We start from the raw sequence: 24,143 nt of genomic DNA, 5'->3' as shown, positions 1-24,143 counted from the left end.
AGTACTCCTTGCTATATTTTGATGAGGTTTCAAAACCGTCACATTTAGTGTTTAATGGATAGCCCATTCTATCGTTGATAGATCAACTCCCTCTTGATGCATTTCCCATAGAGGAGAAAGCGCGCGCAGTTTCGCGATTTTGTTATTTAATAACTCGATGACGTAGTCTACTTCTTGTATGCGTGTAAAGCGACCCAACGTAAAGCGGATCGAGCTATGCGCCAGTTCATCACTACGCCCCAGTGCTCGTAGAACGTATGAAGGCTCAAGAGATGCGGACGTGCAGGCAGAACCAGACGATACAGCAACATCCTTGAGAGCCATAATAAGAGACTCGCCCTCAATAAAATTGATACTTACATTTAGGTTATGCGGTACGCGAGAATGCATATCGCCATTCACGTATACCTCATCAATCTGTAGTAGACCTTTCAATAAACGGTCCCGCAGCATCCGAACCCGCTTATTTTCGGTGGCCATTTCCTCGCAGGTCAGCCGAAATGCCTCGCCCATGCCAACAATTTGATGTGTGGCCAGCGTACCAGAGCGCATACCCCGTTCATGACCGCCGCCATGCATTTGCCCCTCAATTCGTACGCGCGGCTTTCGTCGAACATACAGTGCACCCACTCCCTTCGGGCCATACATCTTATGCGCGGAAAATGACATTAAATCGACTTTTAACTTCTGTAAGTTAATTTCTACCTTACCGGTCGCCTGCGCAGCATCAACGTGAAACACGATTCCCTTCTGCCGACAAATATCACCAATTTCTGCGATATCCTGAATAACGCCAATCTCATTATTTACATACATTACTGATACAAGAACTGTGTCCGGACGCAACGCAGCGCTGAAGAGTTCTAGGTCAAGCAAGCCGTTTTCGCGGACATCTAGGTATGTCACTTTACAGCCCTGCCGTTCTAGTTCGCGAGTAGTATCGAGAACGGCCTTATGCTCCGTCTTTACGGTGACAACATGCCCGCCCTTACTACGATAAAAATTTGCAGCACCTTTCAATGCTAGATTATTTGACTCAGTCGCACCCGACGTCCAAATAATCTCACGTGGGTCAGCGTTGACTACGTCGGCCACTTGCTTACGCGCCTTCTCGACTGCGCGTTCGGCTTCCCAGCCATATGTATGACTGCGCGAAGCCGGATTACCGAATTGCTCTCGCAGATACGGGATCATTTTATCTACCACACACGGATCAATTGGCGTCGTCGAGCTGTAATCCATATAGATAGGTAGTTGAAAGGGAGGGGTTTTCATATAGTAGCTCCGAAAGTCTATGTCTGCTGTCGCTATGTGTGTATCGCATTGTCACGTACTCAGGACTAAGCGATGTTAAACACGGAATCCGGTTCTTGTGTCCCTATGTAAACCGTGTCCGCCGCTCTCCGATCGCCTTGCCAATCGAGCATTCTAAGGCGCTTTTTCGCAAGCGCTGTTGGTCGATTAAGTCTTGTAGTGACACGGAATCTAGATACTCGACTATCTTCTGGTTCAAAGTTAACCACAATTTATGAGTCATGCAGTAGCCATCTAACTGCTTAGCGCCTTCGCATATGCCTTTACCACCGCATTGCGTTGCGTCTATAGGCTCGTTCACAGCCATAACAATGTCGGCTACAGTCACTTTATCTGCGCGGCGAGCGAGATTGTAACCGCCGCCCGGCCCACGTACCGACTCGACGATTTCATGCCGTCGTAGCTTGCCAAATAGCTGCTCCAAATAGGACAGCGAGACCTGCTGACGCTGGCTAATGCCTGCAAGCGTTACGGGACGCTTTTCTTGGCACAGCGCTAGGTCGATCATTGCTGTAACGGCAAAGCGGCCTTTTGTAGTGAGTCTCATAGTGAGGGGGCACCTGTAATTCTCGCTATTTTTATAAAAGATAAATATCCTAGCATTTTAGTCAAGTATCTCAACTTCGTATAGAAAAGTACAGCGTTCTATGCTGAAATATACACCCCTAGGTTTAGGTATTTTAGTGTTACCTAGATCGCGTAGCGACACCGCAATTGCGTAAGCAAGCCATCGCAGGCATCCTCGACTTCGTCCAGCACACGCTCAAATGCTTTATGATTACCAAAATAAGGATCGTTGACTACGTCTGTATCGTGATGGCACGCGAACTCCATTAGAAGCCTGATTTTATGTTTATATTCTGATGGACAGTAGCGTTGTAGCTCGGAATTATTGTCATAATCCATTGGAAGTAATAAATCAAATTTTATAAAATCATTATTACTAACCTGCCGGACACGCAAAGCGTCTAAACTGTAACCTCGAGATATCGCGGCTCGACATGCGCGAGGATCAGGTGAGGCACCTACATACCAGTCTCCAGTGCCGGCTGAATCTAGGTAAATCTTATCGGCTAACCCGGCTGCGCGTACTTTAGTACGCATCACCGCTTCAGCGGTTGGAGAGCGGCAAATGTTGCCAAGGCAAACGAAAAGTAAAGCGATGGTTTTCATTGGTTGAAATACTTAAAGCGCAGAGATTCTACGCGAGAATTAATACTCATGCTGAGCACTTATACTAGTAAACATGATTATAGCTAGTGCGAGTTACTCGCTCGAGTATAGAGCTAACTTTTCTATTAAAATTATTGATAGAGCAACTTATCACCACTGAATAACCTATGATTTAGAATCATTGTTCTTAATAGTGCTTATCACTCGGGAAAACTAAGGTCCGATTATTTAAGGAGATAGAAACTAAAGGGCATCTATATCTAGTAAAAAGGTGCCCGTACTAGAAGATCTCAAGCAAAGCTTACTAAATGATTACCATATGTAAGTCAGATAACTAAGCGATAGAATCAACTGACGCTGTAGTTACACACCTTCAAGTATCTTGGCGAGCCCTGGTTAGCGGTCTTTGTTTATTTTATTTATTAGAGTACCTCTGAGCTTTTTTCTTAGAAGTCTCCGGAGTCCGGGTATATGTGATGGCGTATGATGGCGTATTCTCACCCTTTAGCGTAGCGCCTGTCCCCGCTGCACTTCTTTTATGCTAGTCGCAATGCAGAAGACGACTATATTAGACATGTTAAGCCTAGTAGAAAATAGATATCGTGAGATAAGTAACCTACTCGCGTGTGGCATCACGAAGGGTATCCACTATAAATGCATTTATAGTGACGTAATAATCTACCATACCTAGTACAGGTATATATTATGCATAGGGGGCTTATTGTTAGGATGATATTCGTTAATATAGAGCTTGCCGTTAGCTTGATCTACAGCATACTACACTCGCCCAATTTCAGATCTGAGTCATTAATTGGGTAATATAAATGCTCGTGGCGCTCACACATATATACTATTTTTTTAGCTTCAAGAGGCTTAGGTCACGCGGTGAACTCTTGCTCTTAAAAACTCTAAACTGTTTTTATGTGGCGCTTAACGGAGTTTACAGCGAGTTCTTTCTAAAATATACACTAGTGGTTTTTTGAGTAAAACTTATTCCCAGACTGCATCGTAAACATACGCTATATGCATCGTAAACATACGCTATAGATTAGCGTACAACACGCGGTGTTTTATTATTACGCCGTTTAGAAACTATGAAAATTAGTATAACTAGCCCAAAAGATATTAGTGTGTGAGAGCTATATAGGACAATACTTTTGTAAAAGCAATGATATAAAGACCTTCTGGTGCCAGAAGGAAATTACATTAATATAATCATGTTTTAAGCGCTTCACATATGAGCATGTATTGCCAATAGATAATCTACGATCTATAAAGAGTAATAAAAAACATCGGGCTTACAGAGCAATCTAAACTAGTAATTAATTGCCCTCAGTTATCTTCTATACCGCATAGTACATAGCATTACAATGGAATATTGATACTGGCTGAGTTATGGATAATAAATACTATGCGCTGCTTATAAAAAATTTACGCAATCACTATTGCCACAAATCAGTACTAGGATAAAAAGTAGCTATCTCTAGATAAAATATCACTAATAGTAAAAAGGTTATACCAAGTATAATTACAGGATAGTTCTAGGTGCTAGAGAAGCTCCGGCGAGCGAGTAAATAATTTTGATCACATGCGCTGTGCAACCGTAAAATTTTCACTACTTCTTGTATTGCGGCGGTAGATCAGTACAGTTTCCTTCGTACAGTTCCGCGGCCATCCCCACTAATTCTCCAAGCGTTGGGTGTGGATGAATTGTTCTGCCGACGTCCGTCGCATCTGCACCCATTTCTATAGCTAGGCAAATTTCGCTGATTAGATCACCCGCATTTATACCAACGATACTACCGCCAATTACGCGATGGGTTTTCTCATCAAACAGCAGCTTTGTAAAGCCCTCATCTCGGCCATTCGCAATCGCTCGACCGGACGCAGTCCATGGAAACATAGCCTTACCGTACTGGACGCCTTCGGCCTTTAGTTGCAACTCTGTCTTGCCGGTCCATGCAATCTCAGGGTCGATATATGCTACAGAGGGAATTTGAATGGCATCAAAGTAAGATATTTCACCAGAAGCAGCCTGTGCTGCGACATGTCCCTCATGCACCGCCTTGTGCGCGAGCATCGGCTGCCCAACAATATCACCTATCGCATAGATATCTGGCATGTTAGTGCGCATTTGCTTGTCGACATTGATGAAACCACACTCTGTTATTAAAACTCCAGCACGCTCGGCGCCGATGCGATTGCCATTCGGGCTGCGCCCGACTGCTACAAGCACTAAGTCATAGCACTGCGGATCCCGTGGGGCATTCTTACCCTCGAAACTAACATAGATCCCATCCGGTTTAGCTTCAGCAGTTGTGACTCTCGTCTTTAGCATTACGTTTGCAAAGCGTTTTTCGTTAAACTTTTCCCATACTTTAACAAGATCCTGGTCTGCGCCCTGTATTAAGCTATTGCACATCTCAACGATGTCAATACTTGTGCCGAGTGTTGAATATACCGTAGCCATCTCGAGCCCTATTATTCCACCACCGATGACTAGCATCCGCTTAGCGATTTGTGGTAATTCTAGTGCTCCAGTAGAATCGATAATTCGAGTATCTTCTGGTAAGAATGGTAATTTTATAGATCGGGAGCCAGCCGCGATGATTGCTTTTTTGAAGTGTACAATCTGCTTACCACTTTCAGTACGCACCTGAAGTTTATAAGGTTCGACGAACGTACCAATTCCTGTTATTACCTGCACGTTTCGAGTTTTGACCATACGGGCAAGACCAGTCGTAAGTTTACGCACCACGTTAACCTTAAACTCACATAGCTTAAGCAAATCGATCTGCGGCCTGCCAAGTACAATCCCATGTGTTGCTAGTGCCGACGCCGATTCAACAACGGCGGCAATGTGTAGTAACGCTTTTGACGGAATGCATCCAACGTTTAGACAAACTCCGCCAAGTGCAGAAAAGCGCTCGACAAGCACGGTTCTTAGGCCAAGATCGGCAGAGCGAAACGCGGCCGAGTAACCACCTGGTCCAGCACCGAGAACCAATACATCACATTTGATATTAGTGGTATCCAAATTAGTCATAGATAACGATCGTACTATACGATCTTCGTCGTAGAAGCGTTTTCCCTGGTCTTTAACTTCCATGATCGCAATCACGGTGCCTGGAGATATATTATCACCAGCCTTGACCCTAACTTCTTTCACGGTGCCATCGTAGTCGCTTGGTAGCTCTACCGATGCCTTATCGCTTTCTATTGTTAATAGAGACTGTCCTTTGGCAAGGGTATCGCCAGGCTGGACAGACACCTCAATTATGCTAACCCCTTTGAGGTCGCTAATGTCGGGAACTTTAATTTCAACAAGACTCATTCCCCTCTCCGCTTTCTTATTTAAGCAACATGTTGACAGAGCCTGGTCATACCATTACACGTCTGAAATCCGCGAGGATCTTACTTAAGTAAGCGTTAAATCGTGCAGCTTCTGCACCATCAATCACGCGATGATCATACGATAGTGAGAGAGGCAACATTAAACGTGGAATAAATTTTTTTCCATCCCACACTGGCTTATAAGCACTCTTGGAGAGGCCAAGGATTGCCACTTCTGGTGCATTAATAATCGGCGTAAAATGCGTGCCTCCAATTCCGCCAAGCGACGAAATTGAGATGGACCCTCCCTGCATCTGATCTGCCTTCAGCTTGCCTGCACGGGCTAGCCTCGCTAATTCTGCAGTTTCTTGCGCTATGTCGAATACTCCTTTATTCTCGGCATTCTTGAGTACTGGAACAGTAAGTCCATTCGGTGTATCAGCCGCAAAACCAATATTTAAATATTGCTTGAATATTAAATTATCCCTATCCAAACTAGTGTTAAAAATTGGTAATTTTCTCAACACAGCGACAACTGCCTTAATCACGAACGCAAGCATTGTGATCTTGATTCCTGTTTTCTCGTTTTCCTTATTTAGTTGTACTCGGAATACCTCGAGCTCGGTAATATCGGCCTCATCGTTATTCGTTACGTGCGGGATCATGACCCAGTTTCGTCTTAAATTCTCCCCGGATATTTTCTTAATTCTAGATAATGGTTTAGCCTGTATAGGGCCGAATTTAGCAAAGTCGATCTTTGGCCAAGGAAGCAGATCTAAGCCTGTATTGTCTAATACGGCAGAGTCTGCTGATATGGCAAGCTCCTTATTAATCACGCTCTTTACATAGGTAGTCACATCCTCGCGCGTGATTCTACCCCCGTGGCAGGTACTCGATACGCGCTCTATTTTGACACCAAGCTCTCTTGCGAACTTACGTATGGACGGACTCGCGTGAATAGCATAGTGTTCGCCGGTAATGTGAATTGCTGGCGACGACTGAATTTCTAGAGCCGACACTGGCGGAGTCAGAAAGTCCGAAGAGGGCTGCTGAACTAATACAGATGCCCTAGCTGGTACTGAGGCTTCCGGGGAGGAGTGAACGTGCTTAAAGGACCCACTATGAGGGCTTTCTAGTACAACAATGAGTGCGCCTTTTGACACTATATCGCCGACATTAACCTCTAGTTTCTTTACTATACCAGCAACTGGGCTCGGCACATCCATTGCCGCCTTATCTGACTCAAGAGTGACTAGCGATTGTTCTGGTTCGACAGCATCGCCTGGTTTAACTAACACCTCTATTACTGGTACGTTTTTATAGTCGCCGATGTCTGGCACCTTTACTTCGATCGCTTCACTCATTTATTTTGTCTCCAACAAGCTATATTTGTCCGACGGACAGCTATTGTGTCGCATACGGCGCAAGGCAGGACATTCGTGCGACTTGAAGCGTTAGATAGTTATCGGGTTCGGCTTAGCCGGATCAAGGTTGTATTTCTGAAGCGCTTTCGCCACTAGTTTATAGTTATTCGTATCTTCGTTAGCTAATGCGTATAGTGCGGCTACGGTAATCCAATGGCGACCGACCTCGAAGAAATGACGTAACTTCTCACGCGTATCAGAACGACCAAAGCCGTCAGTACCAAGAACTATATAACGACGTGGTACGAATGCGCGAATCTGCTCGGCTAGCGAGCGTACATAGTCTGTAGACGCAATTACGGGACCCTCTGTATTTTGAAGAAGGGTTTGCACATGCGATAGCTTAGGTGCTGAGAGCGGATTAAGCAAATTCTGACGCTGTATTGCATGCCCCTCTCGAGCCAGTTCAGTGAAACTAGGCACACTCCAAAGGTCGGAGGCCACACCCCAGTCACTCTTAAGCAACTCAGCTGCAGCAATTACTTCGTTTAGGATTGTGCCAGCACCAAGTAATTGGACGCGCGGAGCATTCTTATCTACATCAGACTTACGTAATAAATACATGCCTTTAAGGATGTGTTTCGAAACATACTCCCCCTCTGGCATTCCAGGATGCTCGTAGTTTTCGTTCATTACCGTTAGGTAATAAAATACGTCCTGCTGATCCTGGAGCATGCGGCGCAAGCCATCTTGGATAATTACCGCAAGCTCGTAGCCAAATGTTGGATCATAGCTGACACAATTAGGAATTGATGACGCCCATAATAGCGAATGCCCATCCTCATGCTGCAACCCCTCACCATTAAGCGTAGTGCGTCCCGCAGTGCCGCCAAGCAAGAAGCCTCGCGATCTCATATCGCCGGCGGCCCAAGCTAAATCACCAACACGTTGAAAGCCAAACATCGAATAGAAGATGTAAAATGGCACCATAATCTCGTTGTGCGTCGAATAAGACGTCGCCGCTGCGATCCAGTCGCAAATACCACCAGCCTCATTAATGCCTTCCTGAAGAATCTGTCCGGTCATCGATTCCTTATAAAACATTAACTGATCAGAGTCTTCTGGAACATACTTCTGTCCCTCTTGATTCCAGATACCAATCTGACGGAATAGCCCTTCCATGCCGAAGGTTCGCGATTCGTCTGGCACGATAGGCACTATTCGTTTACCGAGAGACTTATCCTTTAAGAGGATACTTAAAATCCGCACAAACGCCATCGTAGTCGAAATCTCCCGTCCTTCGCCGCTGCCCCTAAGCATCGCCCTGAAGGTAGATAGTGGCGGTACCTCTAACGACGTATCGGCCTTCATCCTTCTCTGTGGCAAATATCCGCCGAGCGCTAGTCTGTGCTGACGCATGTACTCGAGATTTTTTGAACCCTCCTCAAACTTCAAGTAAGGTATCGTACCGATTTCATCATCTGAAATAGGCAGCCGGAACTGATCGCGGAATTTCTTCAGGTGGTCCACCTGCATCTTTTTTTGCTGGTGAGTAATGTTCATTGCTTGCCCAGCCCGACCCATCCCGTAGCCTTTTATCGTTTTTGCAAGGATCACGGTCGGCTGTCCGACATTGTGTTGGGCCGCGTGAAATGCAGCATAAATCTTATGAGGATCGTGGCCCCCTCGGTTCAAATTCCAAATATCGTCATCCGACCAATCTTCTACCAAAGCTTTAAGTTCTGGTGTGTTGAAGAAATGCTCGCGCACATAAGCGCCAGATTCCGACTTATATGTCTGGTATTCACCATCGACTACTTCCATCATCCGACGCATCAATACGCCCGTTTTATCACGCGTGAATAGCGAATCCCAACGGCTGCCCCAAATTACCTTGATCACATTCCAAGCCGAACCTCGGAATTCGGACTCTAACTCCTTGATAATGTTTCCGTTTCCTCGAACTGGACCATCTAGCCGCTGTAGGTTGCAGTTGATCACGAACACAAGATTATCGAGCTTTTCTCGCCCAGCCATGCCAATTGCGCCGAGTGACTCTGGCTCGTCTGTCTCGCCATCACCGAGAAAAGCCCAAACCTTACGCCCTGTAGTCTTCGCGATGTTACGCGCCTCGAGATAGCGCATGAAACGAGCCTGGTAGATCGCCATAATCGGACCTAGACCCATTGATACCGTAGGGAACTGCCAGAAATTAGGCATCAGCCATGGGTGTGGATACGATGAGATTCCCTTACCTTCAACCTCTTGCCGGAAGTTGTCTAGCTGCTCCTCGGTGAGTCGACCTAATAGAAATGCACGCGAATAAATGCCAGGAGATGAGTGGCCTTGAACAAACACTAAATCTCCGCCGTGTTGCGCACTCGGTGCATGCCAAAAATGGTTGTACCCGACATCATAAAGTGTAGCAGCCGATGCAAAAGATGCGATGTGCCCACCGACATTTGTATTCTTGCTTGCTCGTAGCACCATTGCTAGAGCATTCCATCGCGTATATGACCGGATCCGGTGTTCAATATCCTGATCTCCGGGATTTTTAGCTTGTTCGGACACCGGAATTGTATTGATGTACGGCGTGTTTCCAGAGAACGGCAGATGCTCCCCATGGACACGCGCAAATTCTATCTGCTTCTCAATTAGATAATGAGCGCGCTTAGGTCCTACAAACGACAGCACACCATCCAAAGCTTCGAGCCATTCTGCGGTTTCTTGTGGGTCACTATCTTTTTCGGCAGCGACATACTTCATCACTTCCTCGGGTACGGCAGACATGAGCGTCTCCTAGTCCTGTATGGGGAACGTGCTGCACCAGGCGACCAGATACAGTAACCTGGCCGGAGTGTACGCAGAATTGTAAAGACCCGGTCTAAGCCTGCGCAACAAAATTTTCAAATGAGAGATGATTTCTTACAGTATAAAAATTTCTTCGATACAATCCTAAAATTTTGCGAATCTATAAGCTTTATCGCAGTATTTCTACAAATATATTTTTACGCCTTTAATGTTTTCACCATGCTCTTCTCCATATTAACGGAATGGTTTTTGACCTGTGTAGAATATAGCTCTCGCTGCAACCTCGAGTGACTTAACACCTACTCTTTTGTTATTAATTAGGATGAGCGTAGTTCCATAAAAACTAAATTAGCTCGAACAACGGCGCTAGAAGCTAGACTTTATAGAACTATTGCGTTATGAGGGCAATAAACTTCGAGCGAACAGAAGCATATTCGCCTGTTATAGTGACGCATGGACCCTTAAAACAGATGTTACGACATGACCCAAAGAATTCGTTTATTTATATAAATCGACTATGAGATACTATCTCAGAAAGACAATGTGTGTGATTATACGATGCGATTCAAACTTCTTTACTGAAGTACTGACCTCGTGCGCATAAATCTTCCTGTTGATACCTGCGATTATTTTATCAGTAGGTGCGTGATATTCTTAAAACTAGATCTTCTGGAGAGAGTATTACAAGACATAGAGATCATCCGGTTCTCTATTTAGGTATTAAATTAACTGAGAGCACGCGATCTCGATAAGTGAAGCTAAGCTACCTACGAACCACCCAAAGTGTTTTATAACAATATACAACGAGCGTTAGATGTAAATCAGACACTCAACAGTGCGGCAGTGAAATCACCATACGTTAGATAAAACTTTTTATGAGAGTTTTAGGAAACAGCCTTTAAAGCAGTGCTTGACAGGGTAATTAGAAACTATATCGAAAATATATTCATTCGCATTGTCGCATAATATATGCTCGTAGCCACGAGTTATTAAGAGCCACCCAGTGCTAATTAAGAAAGTCTTTATTCAACCTGCTGAAAATCCGTCGTGCAAAAAATTTATTTTTGAGAAGCCTTTAAACTATTCTAACGCATTCGCTTAGACCGCATGCGTGGCATACCGTCTATACATGGGCTAAAAAACTTAAAACCCCTCCTAGTAGACCCGCTTTATTAGCAGCACAGCAACCTGTTATAAACATAATATGTAGACTTAGTCACTGCACGCGACAGAAAGCTTAAATGATAAGAGAGCAATCTGCTTTAGTGCAGTATAGACCCCTGAAGACTCATGTCCACTGTTAGTCTTCTTCATAATCGCAAAAATAGTTTCTCTATGTTTATAAGCAGTCACACAGTACAGATGCTTGTTTTAAGCATATGCAGCGTGCGTTAGCTTAAGCCATAAGAGTGGCTCTCATTGCTAAAAATACAATTTTTTGTCAACCAGTTACATGATTAGCTGCATCGATAAAACGCAATGCATTCCATTGAAAAAACATTCTATAAAGCTAGACTAGACTAAGTTAGAACATGAGCGTACGCGCCAAAAACTAACTATACAAGAGCATTAGTTAGATAACTACATTGCTAGGGTGATGATATAGCATACTGATTAAGATAGTTGAAACGCACGGCGGGAGTATTATGTAGACTGAATGTAAATGTATCGCCGTAAGGTTAACTCACGAAGCCTAGCCTTATGAAAAAATAGGAGTGACCTACAAATAACATATATGTAAACAAAACAAACAGTCTATAGCCATAAATCAAGCTTTTAAGTCACTCGTAACCACTGACCGTATAAGCCTAATTTAGGCTCGCTTTTACTACTGTCTTAAACCTTGATAAATCAATCTAGTATCCCAGCCTATGACAGCTAGAATCATTGACGGCCTCCTCCTGTCTCAACAGCTACGCGCCGAGGTAGCCGAACGTACCGCCGAACTTACCGCACGAGGTTACCAGCCCGGCCTAGCCGTGATACTGGTTGGAAACAATGTTGCTAGTCAAATCTATGTTCGCAATAAAATTAAAGCATGTAACGATAATGGATTGTATTCGGTCTATGATTGCTATACAGATGATCTGACAGAAGCTGACCTACTTACCCGTATCGGAGTGCTCAATAGCGATCCTAAGATCCATGGTATTCTAGTCCAGCTACCGCTTCCTCCGCATATAAATGCGTATAAGATTATCGAAATGATAGCGCCAGAAAAAGACGTCGATGGTTTCCATATCGCTAATGCTGGCGCATTAATGACTGGCAAGCCCTTATTTCGGCCTTGTACGGCATCAGGTGTTCTAAAAATGTTAGAGTATCAAGGAATCCCGCTAGCCGGCGCTAATGCAGTGGTAATCGGTCGCTCAAATATTGTTGGCAAGCCGATAGCCATGCTGCTAGTTCAAGCAGATGCAACTGTGACGATATGCGGCCGGAAGACGCGTGATCTAGCGGTACATACGCGCAGTGCGGATATTATTGTTGCAGCGACAGGCAAGCGCAACTTAGTGACAGCTAGCATGGTTAAACCCGGCGCGACAGTTATTGACGTCGGTATAAGTCGAGACGATGATGGTAAGCTGTGCGGAGATGTAGATTTCGCCAGCGTTCGTGAGGTTGCTGGCTACCTCACACCAGTACCCGGCGGTGTTGGTCCAATGACAATTACGATGCTACTAATTAGCACAATCGAAGCAGCAGATCGTGCAGCCGGGGGTAACGGGTGCGATTGCACTAGGTTAAGCGGGGGGTTGTGCTCTACTAGATTGCAAACTCTCTTAATATAACAGGAACATTATGGCTGCTCAGACTGCCACCTCAAATCCGTTGCTTAATTTAGCAGAGCTACCTCGATTTACATCGATTCGGGCTAAGCATGTAACTCCAGCGCTTGATGTACTGCTTAAATCTTCAAACGATGCGGTATTACACGCCAGTGCGCCGCAAACTCCAAACACCTGGGAAGCGACGTTTAAAATAGTTGAGGAAGCTATTGAGCCATTATCGCGCGTATGGAACCTGATTTGCCATCTGAGTGCCGTTGCCGATACACCAGAGCTCCGTGCAGCACACGCGCAAAATTTGCCGCGTGTAACCGAATTTTGGTCTAACCTTAGTCAGAACCTTGCGTTATACGAAAAATATAAGGCTATTGTAAGTAGTAGCGAATATAAACAGTTAAGCAACGTTAGAAAAAGAATTCTTAAAAATATATTACGCAATTTTCGTCTATCTGGTGTTGAGCTACCAGCACATAGCAAGCAGCGCTTTACGCAATTACGTAAGCAGCAGGCCCTGCTATCCAAGGAATTTTCAGACAACGTGCTCGATGCGACGAATGCATACGCATACTTTGTAACAGATGATGCGCAACTTGCGGGTCTTCCTATAGACGTAATCGTTTCAGCAAGGCAAGCAGCCGTAAAAGATAGCAAGCCAGGCTGGAAATTTACACTTCATTTTCCTTCGTACTTTCCGGTACTACAGTACGCAGAATATCGTCCTATGCGTAAGGCAATGTATCAAGCATATGTGACTCGCGCTTCAGAACTCGGGCCCGACTACGGCAATGGAAAGCCTCAGTGGGATAACACTATGAATATGACTAAGCAGCTGAAGCTGCGTTCAGAAGAAGCTGCAATACTTGGCTATAAAAATTTCGCACAAGTATCACTTCAGCCAAAGATGGCGGATTCGCCTGAGCAGGTTATGATATTTCTTAATGACCTAGCGCGACGCGCTCGTCCATATGCAGAAAAAAACTGGGTGCAGCTACGAGAATTTTCAGATAATGAGCTGGGTCTTGAGAAGCTCGAAGCGTTTGATATTGCTTACGCTTCAGAAAAGCTGCGGCAAAAATACTACGAGTTCTCCGAAGATGAGGTCAAGCAGTATTTTCCAGAATCTGGTGTACTACAGGGTCTCTTTCGGGTTACTGAGGTTCTATTCAACGTACTAATCAAACCAAGTGTAACAATAAACAAGTGGTATCCAAACACACAGTTTTTCCACGTTGAAAATCATAACGGTACATTGCTGGCCCAGTTCTATCTAGATTTATATGCCCGTGATAGCAAGAGCAGCGGCGCATGGATGGATGATGGACGTTCCCGATACCGCTGCGCTGATGGCACGCTGCAAACCCCAGTAGCTTATTTAATGTGCAACTTCTCGGCGCCCCTTAGTGGTAAACCATCCTGCCTTACGCATAGTGAGGTTATTACCTTGTTCCATGAGTTCGGCCACGGCTTGCATCACATGCTTACTCAAATCGAGGAATTAGATGCCTCTGGTATCAATGGCGTTGAATGGGATGCAGTCGAGTTGCCGTCGCAGTTTATGGAAAACTTTTGTTGGGAGTGGGATGTTCTAACTAGCATGACTTCACACGTAGATACTGGAAAACCACTACCGCACCATCTGTTCAGTAAAATGCTTGCAGCACGAAACTTCCAAAACGGGCTTGACACACTTCAACAAATCGTTTTAGCAAAGTTTGATATGCAGCTTCACACAACATACGAGCCTGACGGTGAATTAAGCATTAGCGAACTAGCCTGTCAGATTAGTGATAGATGGCATGTTGTTCCACAAGCATTATTTTCGCGATGGCCCAACACATTCAGTCACATATTTTCGGGCGGCTATGCTGCAGGCTACTATAGCTATAAATGGGCTGAAATTTTATCAGCCGACGCTTATGCTGCTTTCGAAGAGGCGGCTGGTACCGACGGTAGTGTACTTAATCCCGAGACAGGGAAACGCTATTGCACGCAGATACTTGAGGTTGGCGGAAGCCGCTCTGCAATGGCGTCGTTCAGGGCCTTCCGTGGGCGCAAGCCATGTATAAATGCATGGCTTCGTCTAAATGGCATGAGCGAATAAATAAACGCATTATGATATAGATAATGTGCGCCGTGCATAATACCTAGTTCTAAATATAAATATGATTTTTCTGAAGTTATAACTAGTCGTGCAATCTTTAATAAATCCCTTAATAGGGATTATCTACATTAATCTATAACAGATTATCTTAGCAACCAAGCTAGAGTTTTTATGTTTAACACCCATTTTTTCTGATAATAGTCAGATACTAGATAGTAATTTATATAAAACATTTACTCTTGTACAGATCCTACTACAAGTATACATATACCCCGTATCTAGTATTAATTTATATATGCCTGTCAATAGTATAAGATAAATCATCATTCTTATCTAAAGCTTTTCTATATCAGAGCATTGCAATATTTTAGTTAATCTTACACTAAGGTTATACTAATATATAATATATTTTTACTACCTTGACGTAAAGTTAACGTTAAATAATTTATCAGGGAGATACTTTATAGTAAGTATTTATTAGATTAGTGCAATTAATAGAAATTATGACTATAACTTTACTTATTAAGTAAGACGCCACATTAGATTTATAAAAAACTATAGCACAATTTTAAAAAATTTTTTAGATACTGTAATTATAAATATGTATAAACAAATGCGCTTTATAATAAGAGTCGATTAATGGAATCTTAAAAATTTAATAAAGTCCATAAGCAGTTACCTATAATAATAAACTTTATTATATAGCATGGAGTGATATTGAGTACTTTTAACTAGATATATAGCTTAATAAAAGTATTAAAATTTTATATATTCAGTCGTAGATATAAAGCTAATCAAGCTATTTTTTATCCGTTCTTAACGAGAAACTATTGAATTTTTTTAGATTCGCTTAGGTAGCGCATAATCTTATGCAATACTTAGGTCAGATATTATTATCTATAAAAAGTATAAATATAGTTTTATTATTTAAACTTAGGAATACCCTGGTATATTTTTCGCATGAAAACATACTAAATTTGGCTTGGTATAGGATTAATTATTTTTAGCATAAAATATGCCTCGCAATCTAGCATTAGATTTATATAATTTTTCTTAATGTACAAAAGTTCTAAATAATACTAATACAGATGGCGTTAACTTAAACAGCGCTACATAACGATTAAATCAAAATTAATTTTAATAATTTTATATTATTAACTAATTTAGAATACGAATTTTTTAATATAAAGTATACTACTGTAATAAGTAGAGATAGTATCAAAATTTTTAACGTATGTAACTAATATTAGTTTAGTTCTATCCTATAAAGATATATTCCTCTACTTAAATTAGATTAATTTTTTGAAAAAAGTTAATATTTTTATTAAATTTTTTAATGGAAATTAAGCTAAATTTTAGGAATTTATATATTAAGATTATTAATTTTTCAAAAAGACTTACGTTTAATATAACATACCTTTATAATCGTAAGAAATTTATTAGGGATAATGGATATAGCCCTAATATAATATAAGTGCTAACTAAATTGCTTTAAGCATATTAAATAATAAACTCACTAAGAATATTTACTAAGATAAATATAAGCAATATTTTTATATTATTAATACATAAATATTTATATAAAATTATGTATTTTTTAATATATTAGTCCGCCCTGCAGGATTTGAACCTGCGACCTACGGCTTAGAAGGCCGTTGCTCTATCCAACTGAGCTAAGAGCGGATAATAAAGATTATAGCATACTGCAGGAATTCTATTTCCTCTACAGTGGGATTGAGAGACTCTCTTTAAAAATTGGGCACTAGCATCATATAAACTTTTAAGAAATTTATTAACTGTACTTAATACTAAAAACAACCTGTATTTCTGGCACAGAATTTGTTAGAATTAATAATAACAATAATTATTATAAATTCAATAAAAATAATCAAAAAATTTAAGTGGACAATAACAGATAAAACTAACTAATTATTTAGTCTAAAAAAGATATAACTGCATATACATAAACTCGATGTAATATAGTTAATATTTACTAAATATTAAGTTAACCAGTTTAATGTATGCCTACATCTATGAATTTATAGAATTCTACCTAATATATTTTACTCGAATAAATGTTCATAATATGCATATATTATAAAAATCTGTCTATTTATAGCGAGATACTTAAAATATAAAATAAGATATTCTAATAAATAGTATGCTTGTGATCAATTTATTACTAGTAAAGTAGTCATCCTAAGTAATTTAAAGAAGCCGTAACAAAATTAATTATTACTATATGCTGAAATACACTGTAAAAAAATAAAGATGATGCTTAAATGCAATATAATTAGAAAATATTAAAATTTTTAGTAGATAGCTAATTATTTAGGAATAAATGACGTATGTTTACAAACGCTAGATATATATAACATAGTCACACTATAAAAAAGTACTTTGGAGGTATATAAATATAAAAATCATGAATAAACTCTTTTATTTAAAAAATAGGTATTAGTTTAAATTATACAACGCATTAGTAAGGCGATTTTTTATAAATATTTAGGGAGTTTTATGTTTAAAAAATGATTTAAATTTAGTTTTAGATCGAGCGAAAAACACTACAATCGCTATAAATATATATGCTTATCAAGCTTCTCATTCTTACAAATCTTTGGTAAAGACACAGTTCTGGATTAGCCGAGTTCTACTAGCAATTATTTGGAACCTATTAAGTGGCATAATAATTAAAAACTATCTTCTTAAAGATATAACTTATAGTGACGACTGGATTTTTTGGAGGGTACTGTTTGAGTAGCTCTATTGATTAATATATTATTAAGTCAAATCTACGAACTTAGAATTGCAACTTAGTAACAGTAGAAAAGTATTATTATCTACTTGAGAATTTTGTCAACAGTGCTATTGCATAACCTAGAAAAGTTTTATAGCTAAAATGCTTTTATCTTAAATAAAGAAATTACTTTAGTAGATAAAATGTAGCTAATCCTACTTAAAAAGTAGTATTATTAATCTCACCCAATAGGCTATAAAACTTATACTAGCGTTTCTCTTAATCGATCCTTAGATAAGGAATATACGGAAAATTACTTTATCTGCTATACCGAATACTGTAAGCGCAGTAATCTAGTAGTATACGGTTAACTCAGAGTAGTATTATCTAGATTTAAATACTGCGCAGTACCGCTAACTCTTGTTTATTAAAGTGGTACTTAGGTTAGTTAAATTTATTTTTTATATGCTAATGAAATTTCCTATAAATATCAGGGATACCATCATGCTGATGCATGTAATATAATAAATTTTTTAATAGCATTATTTGGCTATGTCAACCACTTTATAAAAATACTAGCAATAATACGAATATAAATTCAAGCACTACCGCGAAATTAGTTAGTGAACAGTGCTGGCTTTTTCTTATAGACTGGTATATGTTAAGCACAAAACCTTATCCAAGCCTAAAAGACACACCCTATTTTAGCATAAAAGGCTTAATGCATATGTATAGCTATTAAAACGCCTTGTTTCGAGCTCAGGAAAGAAAAAAGCCCCCCCACACTTTAGTCAATACTAGAGCGTTAACGTTGCATAAACTTATCTAGAGGGATAGCGATTTCATCAGATGAAAATAAGAGACTGTATGCATAGGACGGTAATAACAAGAGTATAGGCAGTACTAACATACTAAGAAAATTGACGTTACATTAAAAATTAGACTATAATTAGTTTGCGGAGCGTGGCGCAGCCTGGTAGCGCATCTGATTTGGGATCAGAGGGTCGTAGGTTCGAATCCTATCGCTCCGACCAATATAATTAAGCACTAATATGTATAAAAAGCTTTATTTTTATTAAAACTTTAATAATAAACTCTAAATAATCTTCTGCTAGAAGAGCATAGTTTTGGACTACTTAGTTTAAGAAATAAGCGGTATCGATACATCAATGGTATATAGTACAACACGTTTTATAAAATTCCTAAATAGTCATATAGGATTTCACTCTATGTTATTAGAGTTACTTTAATACCAAATTAGTCATAGTTTGATATGCTATAAAACTAGCCACTTAAACGCAGTACAGTTTGTGAACTATAGTTTTTAACTACAAATACTACAGCTAGCTACTATATTATTAGCTTTACTGCTGGGTATCATATAATTACCAAGCTAGTCTATATTGTTATAGCTTAATAAAGCTGTGGAATAACAATTAGTATAACTGATATTAATATATTAAATAAGTGGGCCTACCCAAGAATAATTTATTTATCAGCATGATAAATAAATATACTATACAATATATATTTTTATAAGTGTTTGATATAACTATTATAGGTTTAATCGTAGGTTTATACTACTATAGTAGTAATCATATTTTTTAAAAAGTTATAAAAATCTATATTCTTAAGGTCTTATTTCTATACATCCCAAAATTTGGGATAAAAAGATCAATAGTTATTTAAATAACTTTCTATTAAAATTTAATTTTTACTAGGTTTAACTACAGTATTAATTGTAATTAATAAATATCCTTAGTAATACTTCTACTCTAGAGTATTACTACATCACTCGATACATATCATTTTAATGATAATTTTATAAATAAATATTTTTAAGTTTAAAAACTAAATAAAGATTTAAGTAAGTATCGCCCAGTTATTGTAAATGCTTATAAATAGGTATTTATCTATAACTGCTATAAGATAAGTTTTCTAAAAAATTTTATATTAATAAAACTTACTACTAAAAGTAAGTGAAACAGTTTCTAACCTTAATCTAACCCTAATTAGGGTATTTAACCTACTATTTGATAGTATAAATAGCTCTTATAGATTAATAATAATTTATTAAAAATATACCTTTGAAACTATTTATGTAGTATAAAGTGTTTTTTGAAGAGGTTTGTGATGCATATCAAGAATGGGTATCAATGTGCATAAATTTGTTATTTTGTATGAATATAAATGCTGTGACTAGCAATGTATCTTCTTATGCAATGAGCTGTTAGTGTGATTAGAAAAAATTTTTAAAATTACGTAACTAGACAAAATTTATAGTATATATAAGGGATACGTCAAGAAAGTTCTTCATAAGATTTTTATAAAGCAGATAGCCGTCTAATATCTTATGTGATTATTGAGCAATCTTAATGAGGCTTATATCTACTACTTTATCGCTATGTTTTAACAGCAATGTAATGCTATACATAACATTATATTTTCTCTAACGTATTCAGTTACCTCACTAGCATACCATGTATAATTTATGTCGTTATTATAGTAAGATGGGTATATATGCTACTATCCGATGCGGTAAGGGGGGGCTTTTGTCTGACACTAAGATGTCATAAAACGGCTTTATATAGATGATATCCTTTTCTTTATCCGGATAAGGTAACTGCCGCGCTCAGCGGGGCCATATATTTTTATTACGATATAAAGTAATAAAAGTTTTTTGCGAGAGTAGTTATGATAGAAGTTAACAGAGAAAATCTAATGTCGGATATAAAAACTGTTCTGTCAGATGCAGAAGATTTGCTCAAACAAGCAGCAAGTACGACCGGTGAACGCGCGGCTGAACTACGTGAAAATGCGCTTATGCGTCTAAAACAAGCAAAAGAGAAAGCGGGTGATGTCCAGGTTGTGGTTGTAAAAAAAGGTAAAAAAGCAGCTCGTGCTACAGACGACTATGTCCACGACCACCCATGGACATCTATCGGTGTTGCCGCGGGTATAGGTATGTTAATCGGACTGCTAATTAATAGAAAGTAGTGCCTAGTGTAATAATATATTTATATTATGCACTATTAGTGCCCGGTTTTATTATATTCAGTATTACGTAATGCGCGTTAGCTATATGCGTAGCGCGCTACGTTAGTAAAAATGTTTTGTCTGTCGTACTTCTCGTGATCTGCTAATGAGAAAAAATATTCAACCGACACTGCTTATTTATCGCTCGCTGCGACGCCTAATCGCATCGGTTTTGTGTCTTTTCCAAACGCGTTTAGAATTAATTGGTATTGAGCTAGCAGAAGAAAAAGAACGGTTGCTTAGTGTATTCTTCTCTGGTCTCGTAGCGATGATGTTCGCGACAATGGGGTTAATCACCTTGACCATATTAATTGCTGAAGCTTTCTGGGAAACATATCGATGGCAGTCATTAGCCATACTAACCATGATATATCTTACTGGAGCTTTTGCCTGTGTGCTCAAAGCCTGTGCTAGCGTTCGTCGTGGGGCTTTAGTTTTCGAGGAAACGCTAGCTGAATTTGATAAGGATAGAGCTATTTTTATAAATCATCGCCATGAATAATACCCATTCCAGCAGCCATCTTGCCTATCTAACTTCGATGCGAGGATTAAACTACCCCAAAGGTAAAGTTCGGGGTCTCCGAAAGGAAGTATTGCGTGCGCGTGCTGATCGTAATAGGCTAGATATCGTAAGTGCTGGCCAGGAAATGTTTTACGATATCTCAAGGTTTAATTGGATGAGGTGGCTAATACCCGGGATCAATCGATATCGCTTATTGTGTAAGTTCCCTCTAGCTGTCCGAAAATTTCTTGATCAGCATCCGGTGCTTAGTTCAATCGCATCAGCCATATTAGCTGGCCCCATACGTCGTGTAATAATCCATAATGCTAAACCATTACTAAAATGGTCTGTGATAGGCATTGCTGCTTGGAAATGCTACTTTCTATGGAAAGCCGTGCGTCCGAAACACCGCACTACTACTACTCATGAATACTAGTATTTTTCTTAAAACGCTTATAAACTATATAAATTATTAGGTATACAAAAAATATTAATTACTTCTCGAGTTTTTCATATTCTACTTACGCTTAAATAGTATTTATCGATGAGCTAAACTAGCTCGGCTCATGTCGCACTAAAATAGTATGTAGATTCTTAAGAGCCTAGGAGTATACGGGACCGGTGATAGACTAATAGCGCCTCCTTTACTATCGTAAAGGAATAAGCTACAAAATAAATAGTACTCAGATGAAAGGTAATATAGCGTATTTATTAATTAATAATCGTTCAATAAAAATTATAATGGTAATCATATTAAAATATAGGCACTTAAAAGCTAATTGTATAACCACCCCCCGCTTACAGGATAAAAGATAAGAGGTGCCTTCATGCCATTAAGGGGCTATAGAAAGCTATTTTTACAGCTTAAGATCGAGCTATGCTAGCTAAAGACTGATCAAACTCGTTGATTAGATTTTTAAACTCAGAAACGTCCTCGAATCGCCTATATACTGACGCAAAACGCACGTAAGCGATCTCATCAAGTTTCCGCAATTCCTCCATTACTAGCTCACCAAACCATTTGCTGCGCACCTCACGTTCGCCAGAGGCCAACAATTGATACTCAATACGCGCAGCTACTTCATCGATCTTCTCAGCGGCTACGGGTCGCTTGCGCAAAGCAAGTAACATACTAGACAGCATCTTGCTACGGTCGAATTCAACTCGCGTTCCGTCACTTTTAATAACTATTGGTAATGCACGCTCAACACGCTCGTATGTTGTAAAGCGCTTATCACAAGCCGGACAGCGGCGACGTCGGCGGATTGCAGCGTTATCCTCCGACACACGCGAATCTACTACCTGAGTGTCGTCATGACAGCAAAACGGACAATGCATAACAATTCGTCCTACAGCCTACTTATACACCGGAAACTGATGTGTGAGCTTGGCAACCTGCGCGCGCACCCACTTAATAGTTTCAGCATTATCCGGGTTATCGAGTACGTCAGCAATTAAATTACCGACGTGCTCAGCTTGAGCTGAGCAAAAACCACGAGTAGTCATCGCCGGCGAGCCAAGACGTATACCACTAGTGATAAATGGTTTTTCCGGATCATCCGGGATTGCATTCTTATTCACGGTGATGTGCGCAGAACCTAACACAACTTCTGCCATCTTGCCTGTAATCTTTTTTGCACGTAAATCGACGAGCATCACATGGCTCTCAGTTCGGCCAGACACAATCCGTAAGCCACGCTTAGCTAGCGTCTCAGCAAGCACACGCGCATTATTTACAACCTGTTGCTGGTAGATCTTGAACTCAGGTTCAAGGGCTTCTTTAAACGAGATAGCCTTTGCTGCGATCACATGCATTAATGGACCCCCTTGGATGCCTGGAAAAATAGCTGAATTAACTACTTTCTCGTATTCAGCTTTCATGAGGATCGCACCACCACGCGGGCCGCGTAAGCTCTTGTGTGTAGTGGTTGTTACAAAGTCGGCATACGGCACGGGATTCGGATAGACGCCAGCTGCAATCAGTCCTGCATAGTGAGCAATATCCACCATAAAATAAGCTCCAATAGACTTTGCAATCCGTGCTAGGCGCTCGAAATCGATGCGCAAAGAGAACGCAGACGCACCAGCAATTATTAGCTTTGGTTTATGTTGGTGAGCGAGCTGCTCGGCTACATTATAATCAATATCCTCATTTTTATTTAACCCGTAGCTAATAACATTAAACCACCTTCCGGAAAGATTGACCGGGGAACCATGCGTCAGATGACCGCCGTGCGCAAGGCTCATTCCCATAATCGTATCTCCTGGCTTAAGAAGAGAGAAAAATACACCCTGATTAGCTTGCGAGCCTGAATTGGGTTGAACATTTGCCGCTTCTGCGCCAAACAGCCGCTTGATCCGTGTAATCGCTAAGCTCTCGACTATATCAACATATTCGCAGCCGCCGTAGTAGCGCTTTTCAGGATATCCTTCAGCGTACTTATTAGTCAGTTGGGAACCCTGAGCCGCCATCACTGCTGGGCTCGCATAATTTTCAGACGCGATTAGCTCAATATGGTTTTCTTGTCGGCGGCGCTCATTCTGAATCGCTTGCCAGACTTGCGGATCGCTGTTTGCAATAGTTTGCTTAGCTTTGTCTAACATTCGTTAGTTTCCTTCAGTATTTAAACAATTACCTGAATTAGCAGATAGCCTCGCCCCGCCATCAGGGGCGCTCTCTTTTAATAGATTAATGCACTAAGCCTGTTGGTAACACAAGAATAGAACAGCTTGGTTAGAACACCGACGGCGACCGGATTATAGTTGTTCAGACTGATAAAAGATTACACTATAGCTGTTTAATAGTAGCCTGTTGATCTCCGAACTCAAAAGTCTCTAAACGCCGGCTAGTATAAGCCTAGTGTATTAGAAGAGTACTAAATAGGCAACTGAACTCGTCATTCAAGACGCCTGTTTATTTATTTAGGATATTACACATATTTTGGTAAATTCCTGCGAATGGGAATATTTGCTCCTCTAAAGC

The 24,143-nt window shown here is 40.4% G+C and carries 12 protein-coding genes, 2 tRNA genes and 1 pseudogene; 6 read left to right on the top strand and 9 right to left on the bottom strand.

The features are described from left to right. Positions 1-51: 51 nt before the first annotated feature. The 6 genes from KW136_RS02540 to aceE all read right to left on the bottom strand — a co-directional run bounded on the left by KW136_RS02540 (position 52) and on the right by aceE (position 9,974). Entirely contained in the window at positions 52-1,275 is a 1,224-nt protein-coding gene (locus tag KW136_RS02540) for an IscS subfamily cysteine desulfurase (RefSeq protein WP_216796927.1), read from the bottom strand. Between the two features lie 103 nt (positions 1,276-1,378). Next, a complete protein-coding gene (locus KW136_RS02535; RefSeq protein ID WP_216796926.1) occupies positions 1,379-1,861 on the bottom strand; it encodes a Fe-S cluster assembly transcription factor in 483 nt (160 codons plus the stop codon). A 143-nt stretch (positions 1,862-2,004) separates the two neighbouring features. Next, a complete protein-coding gene (locus tag KW136_RS02530; RefSeq protein ID WP_216796925.1) occupies positions 2,005-2,487 on the bottom strand; it encodes a low molecular weight protein-tyrosine-phosphatase in 483 nt (160 codons plus the stop codon). A 1,615-nt stretch (positions 2,488-4,102) separates the two neighbouring features. Continuing rightward, positions 4,103-5,821, bottom strand: coding sequence for a dihydrolipoyl dehydrogenase (lpdA, locus tag KW136_RS02525; RefSeq protein WP_216796923.1), 1,719 nt, complete (start codon positions 5,819-5,821; stop codon positions 4,103-4,105). 46 nt (positions 5,822-5,867) lie between these two features. Then, positions 5,868-7,184 carry a dihydrolipoyllysine-residue acetyltransferase gene (gene aceF, locus KW136_RS02520; RefSeq protein ID WP_216796922.1) on the bottom strand — a complete coding sequence of 439 codons (1,317 nt, stop codon included), beginning with the start codon at positions 7,182-7,184 and terminating at the stop codon, positions 5,868-5,870. A gap of 90 nt (positions 7,185-7,274) precedes the next feature. Beyond that, the gene (gene aceE, locus KW136_RS02515; protein WP_216796920.1) at positions 7,275-9,974 is read right to left on the bottom strand and encodes a pyruvate dehydrogenase (acetyl-transferring), homodimeric type; all 2,700 of its coding nucleotides are present in this window, start codon (positions 9,972-9,974) and stop codon (positions 7,275-7,277) included. A gap of 1,892 nt (positions 9,975-11,866) precedes the next feature. Here aceE and KW136_RS02510 point away from each other — a divergent pair. Beyond that, positions 11,867-12,712 (top strand): annotated as a pseudogene (locus tag KW136_RS02510) (bifunctional methylenetetrahydrofolate dehydrogenase/methenyltetrahydrofolate cyclohydrolase); the annotation flags it as partial. An 85-nt stretch (positions 12,713-12,797) separates the two neighbouring features. Further along, positions 12,798-14,885: a M3 family metallopeptidase gene (locus tag KW136_RS02505; protein WP_216796916.1), complete on the top strand. Its 2,088-nt coding sequence runs from the start codon at positions 12,798-12,800 to the stop codon at positions 14,883-14,885. 1,609 nt (positions 14,886-16,494) lie between these two features. Here the strand turns inward: KW136_RS02505 and KW136_RS02500 are convergent. Beyond that, positions 16,495-16,568, bottom strand: a tRNA-Arg gene (locus KW136_RS02500). A gap of 2,011 nt (positions 16,569-18,579) precedes the next feature. Between KW136_RS02500 and KW136_RS02495 the strand changes: the two genes are divergently transcribed. The 4 genes from KW136_RS02495 to KW136_RS02480 all read left to right on the top strand — a co-directional run bounded on the left by KW136_RS02495 (position 18,580) and on the right by KW136_RS02480 (position 21,596). Further along, positions 18,580-18,656 (top strand) — tRNA-Pro (locus KW136_RS02495). A gap of 1,660 nt (positions 18,657-20,316) precedes the next feature. Beyond that, on the top strand, positions 20,317-20,619 hold the full coding sequence (locus tag KW136_RS02490) for an ElaB/YgaM/YqjD family protein (protein ID WP_216796914.1): 303 nt from the start codon (positions 20,317-20,319) through the stop codon (positions 20,617-20,619). Between the two features lie 145 nt (positions 20,620-20,764). Then, entirely contained in the window at positions 20,765-21,160 is a 396-nt protein-coding gene (locus KW136_RS02485; RefSeq protein ID WP_216796912.1) for a phage holin family protein, read from the top strand. Beyond that, on the top strand, positions 21,153-21,596 hold the full coding sequence (locus tag KW136_RS02480) for a DUF3318 domain-containing protein (RefSeq protein ID WP_216796910.1): 444 nt from the start codon (positions 21,153-21,155) through the stop codon (positions 21,594-21,596). Before KW136_RS02485 ends, KW136_RS02480 begins: the two co-directional genes overlap by 8 nt. A gap of 428 nt (positions 21,597-22,024) precedes the next feature. Here KW136_RS02480 and nrdR read toward each other — a convergent pair whose 3' ends face one another. Both nrdR and glyA read right to left on the bottom strand, forming a co-directional pair. Continuing rightward, a complete protein-coding gene (nrdR, locus tag KW136_RS02475) occupies positions 22,025-22,498 on the bottom strand; it encodes a transcriptional regulator NrdR (protein WP_216796908.1) in 474 nt (157 codons plus the stop codon). Between the two features lie 18 nt (positions 22,499-22,516). After that, entirely contained in the window at positions 22,517-23,764 is a 1,248-nt protein-coding gene (gene glyA, locus KW136_RS02470) for a serine hydroxymethyltransferase (protein WP_216796906.1), read from the bottom strand. Between the last annotated feature and the right edge of the window lie 379 nt (positions 23,765-24,143).

It is taken from the genome of Candidatus Vallotiella hemipterorum (assembly GCF_910593725.1).
GTDB classification, from domain to species: Bacteria; Pseudomonadota; Gammaproteobacteria; order Burkholderiales; family Burkholderiaceae; genus Mycetohabitans; species Mycetohabitans hemipterorum.
The sequence above is the reverse complement of the archived record's forward strand: the minus strand, read 5'-3'. Positions and strand labels throughout refer to the sequence as shown.

Excerpts from the sequence above, each read along its gene's own strand:
- KW136_RS02540 (WP_216796927.1), bottom strand. The coding sequence starts at position 1,275 with ATGAAAACCCCTCCCTTTCAACTACCTATCTATATGGATTACAGCTCG.
- KW136_RS02535 (WP_216796926.1), bottom strand. The coding sequence starts at position 1,861 with ATGAGACTCACTACAAAAGGCCGCTTTGCCGTTACAGCAATGATCGAC.
- KW136_RS02530 (WP_216796925.1), bottom strand. The coding sequence starts at position 2,487 with ATGAAAACCATCGCTTTACTTTTCGTTTGCCTTGGCAACATTTGCCGC.
- lpdA (WP_216796923.1), bottom strand. The coding sequence starts at position 5,821 with ATGAGTCTTGTTGAAATTAAAGTTCCCGACATTAGCGACCTCAAAGGG.
- aceF (WP_216796922.1), bottom strand. The coding sequence starts at position 7,184 with ATGAGTGAAGCGATCGAAGTAAAGGTGCCAGACATCGGCGACTATAAA.
- aceE (WP_216796920.1), bottom strand. The coding sequence starts at position 9,974 with ATGTCTGCCGTACCCGAGGAAGTGATGAAGTATGTCGCTGCCGAAAAA.
- KW136_RS02505 (WP_216796916.1), top strand. The coding sequence starts at position 12,798 with ATGGCTGCTCAGACTGCCACCTCAAATCCGTTGCTTAATTTAGCAGAG.
- KW136_RS02490 (WP_216796914.1), top strand. The coding sequence starts at position 20,317 with ATGATAGAAGTTAACAGAGAAAATCTAATGTCGGATATAAAAACTGTT.
- KW136_RS02485 (WP_216796912.1), top strand. The coding sequence starts at position 20,765 with ATGAGAAAAAATATTCAACCGACACTGCTTATTTATCGCTCGCTGCGA.
- KW136_RS02480 (WP_216796910.1), top strand. The coding sequence starts at position 21,153 with ATGAATAATACCCATTCCAGCAGCCATCTTGCCTATCTAACTTCGATG.
- nrdR (WP_216796908.1), bottom strand. The coding sequence starts at position 22,498 with ATGCATTGTCCGTTTTGCTGTCATGACGACACTCAGGTAGTAGATTCG.
- glyA (WP_216796906.1), bottom strand. The coding sequence starts at position 23,764 with ATGTTAGACAAAGCTAAGCAAACTATTGCAAACAGCGATCCGCAAGTC.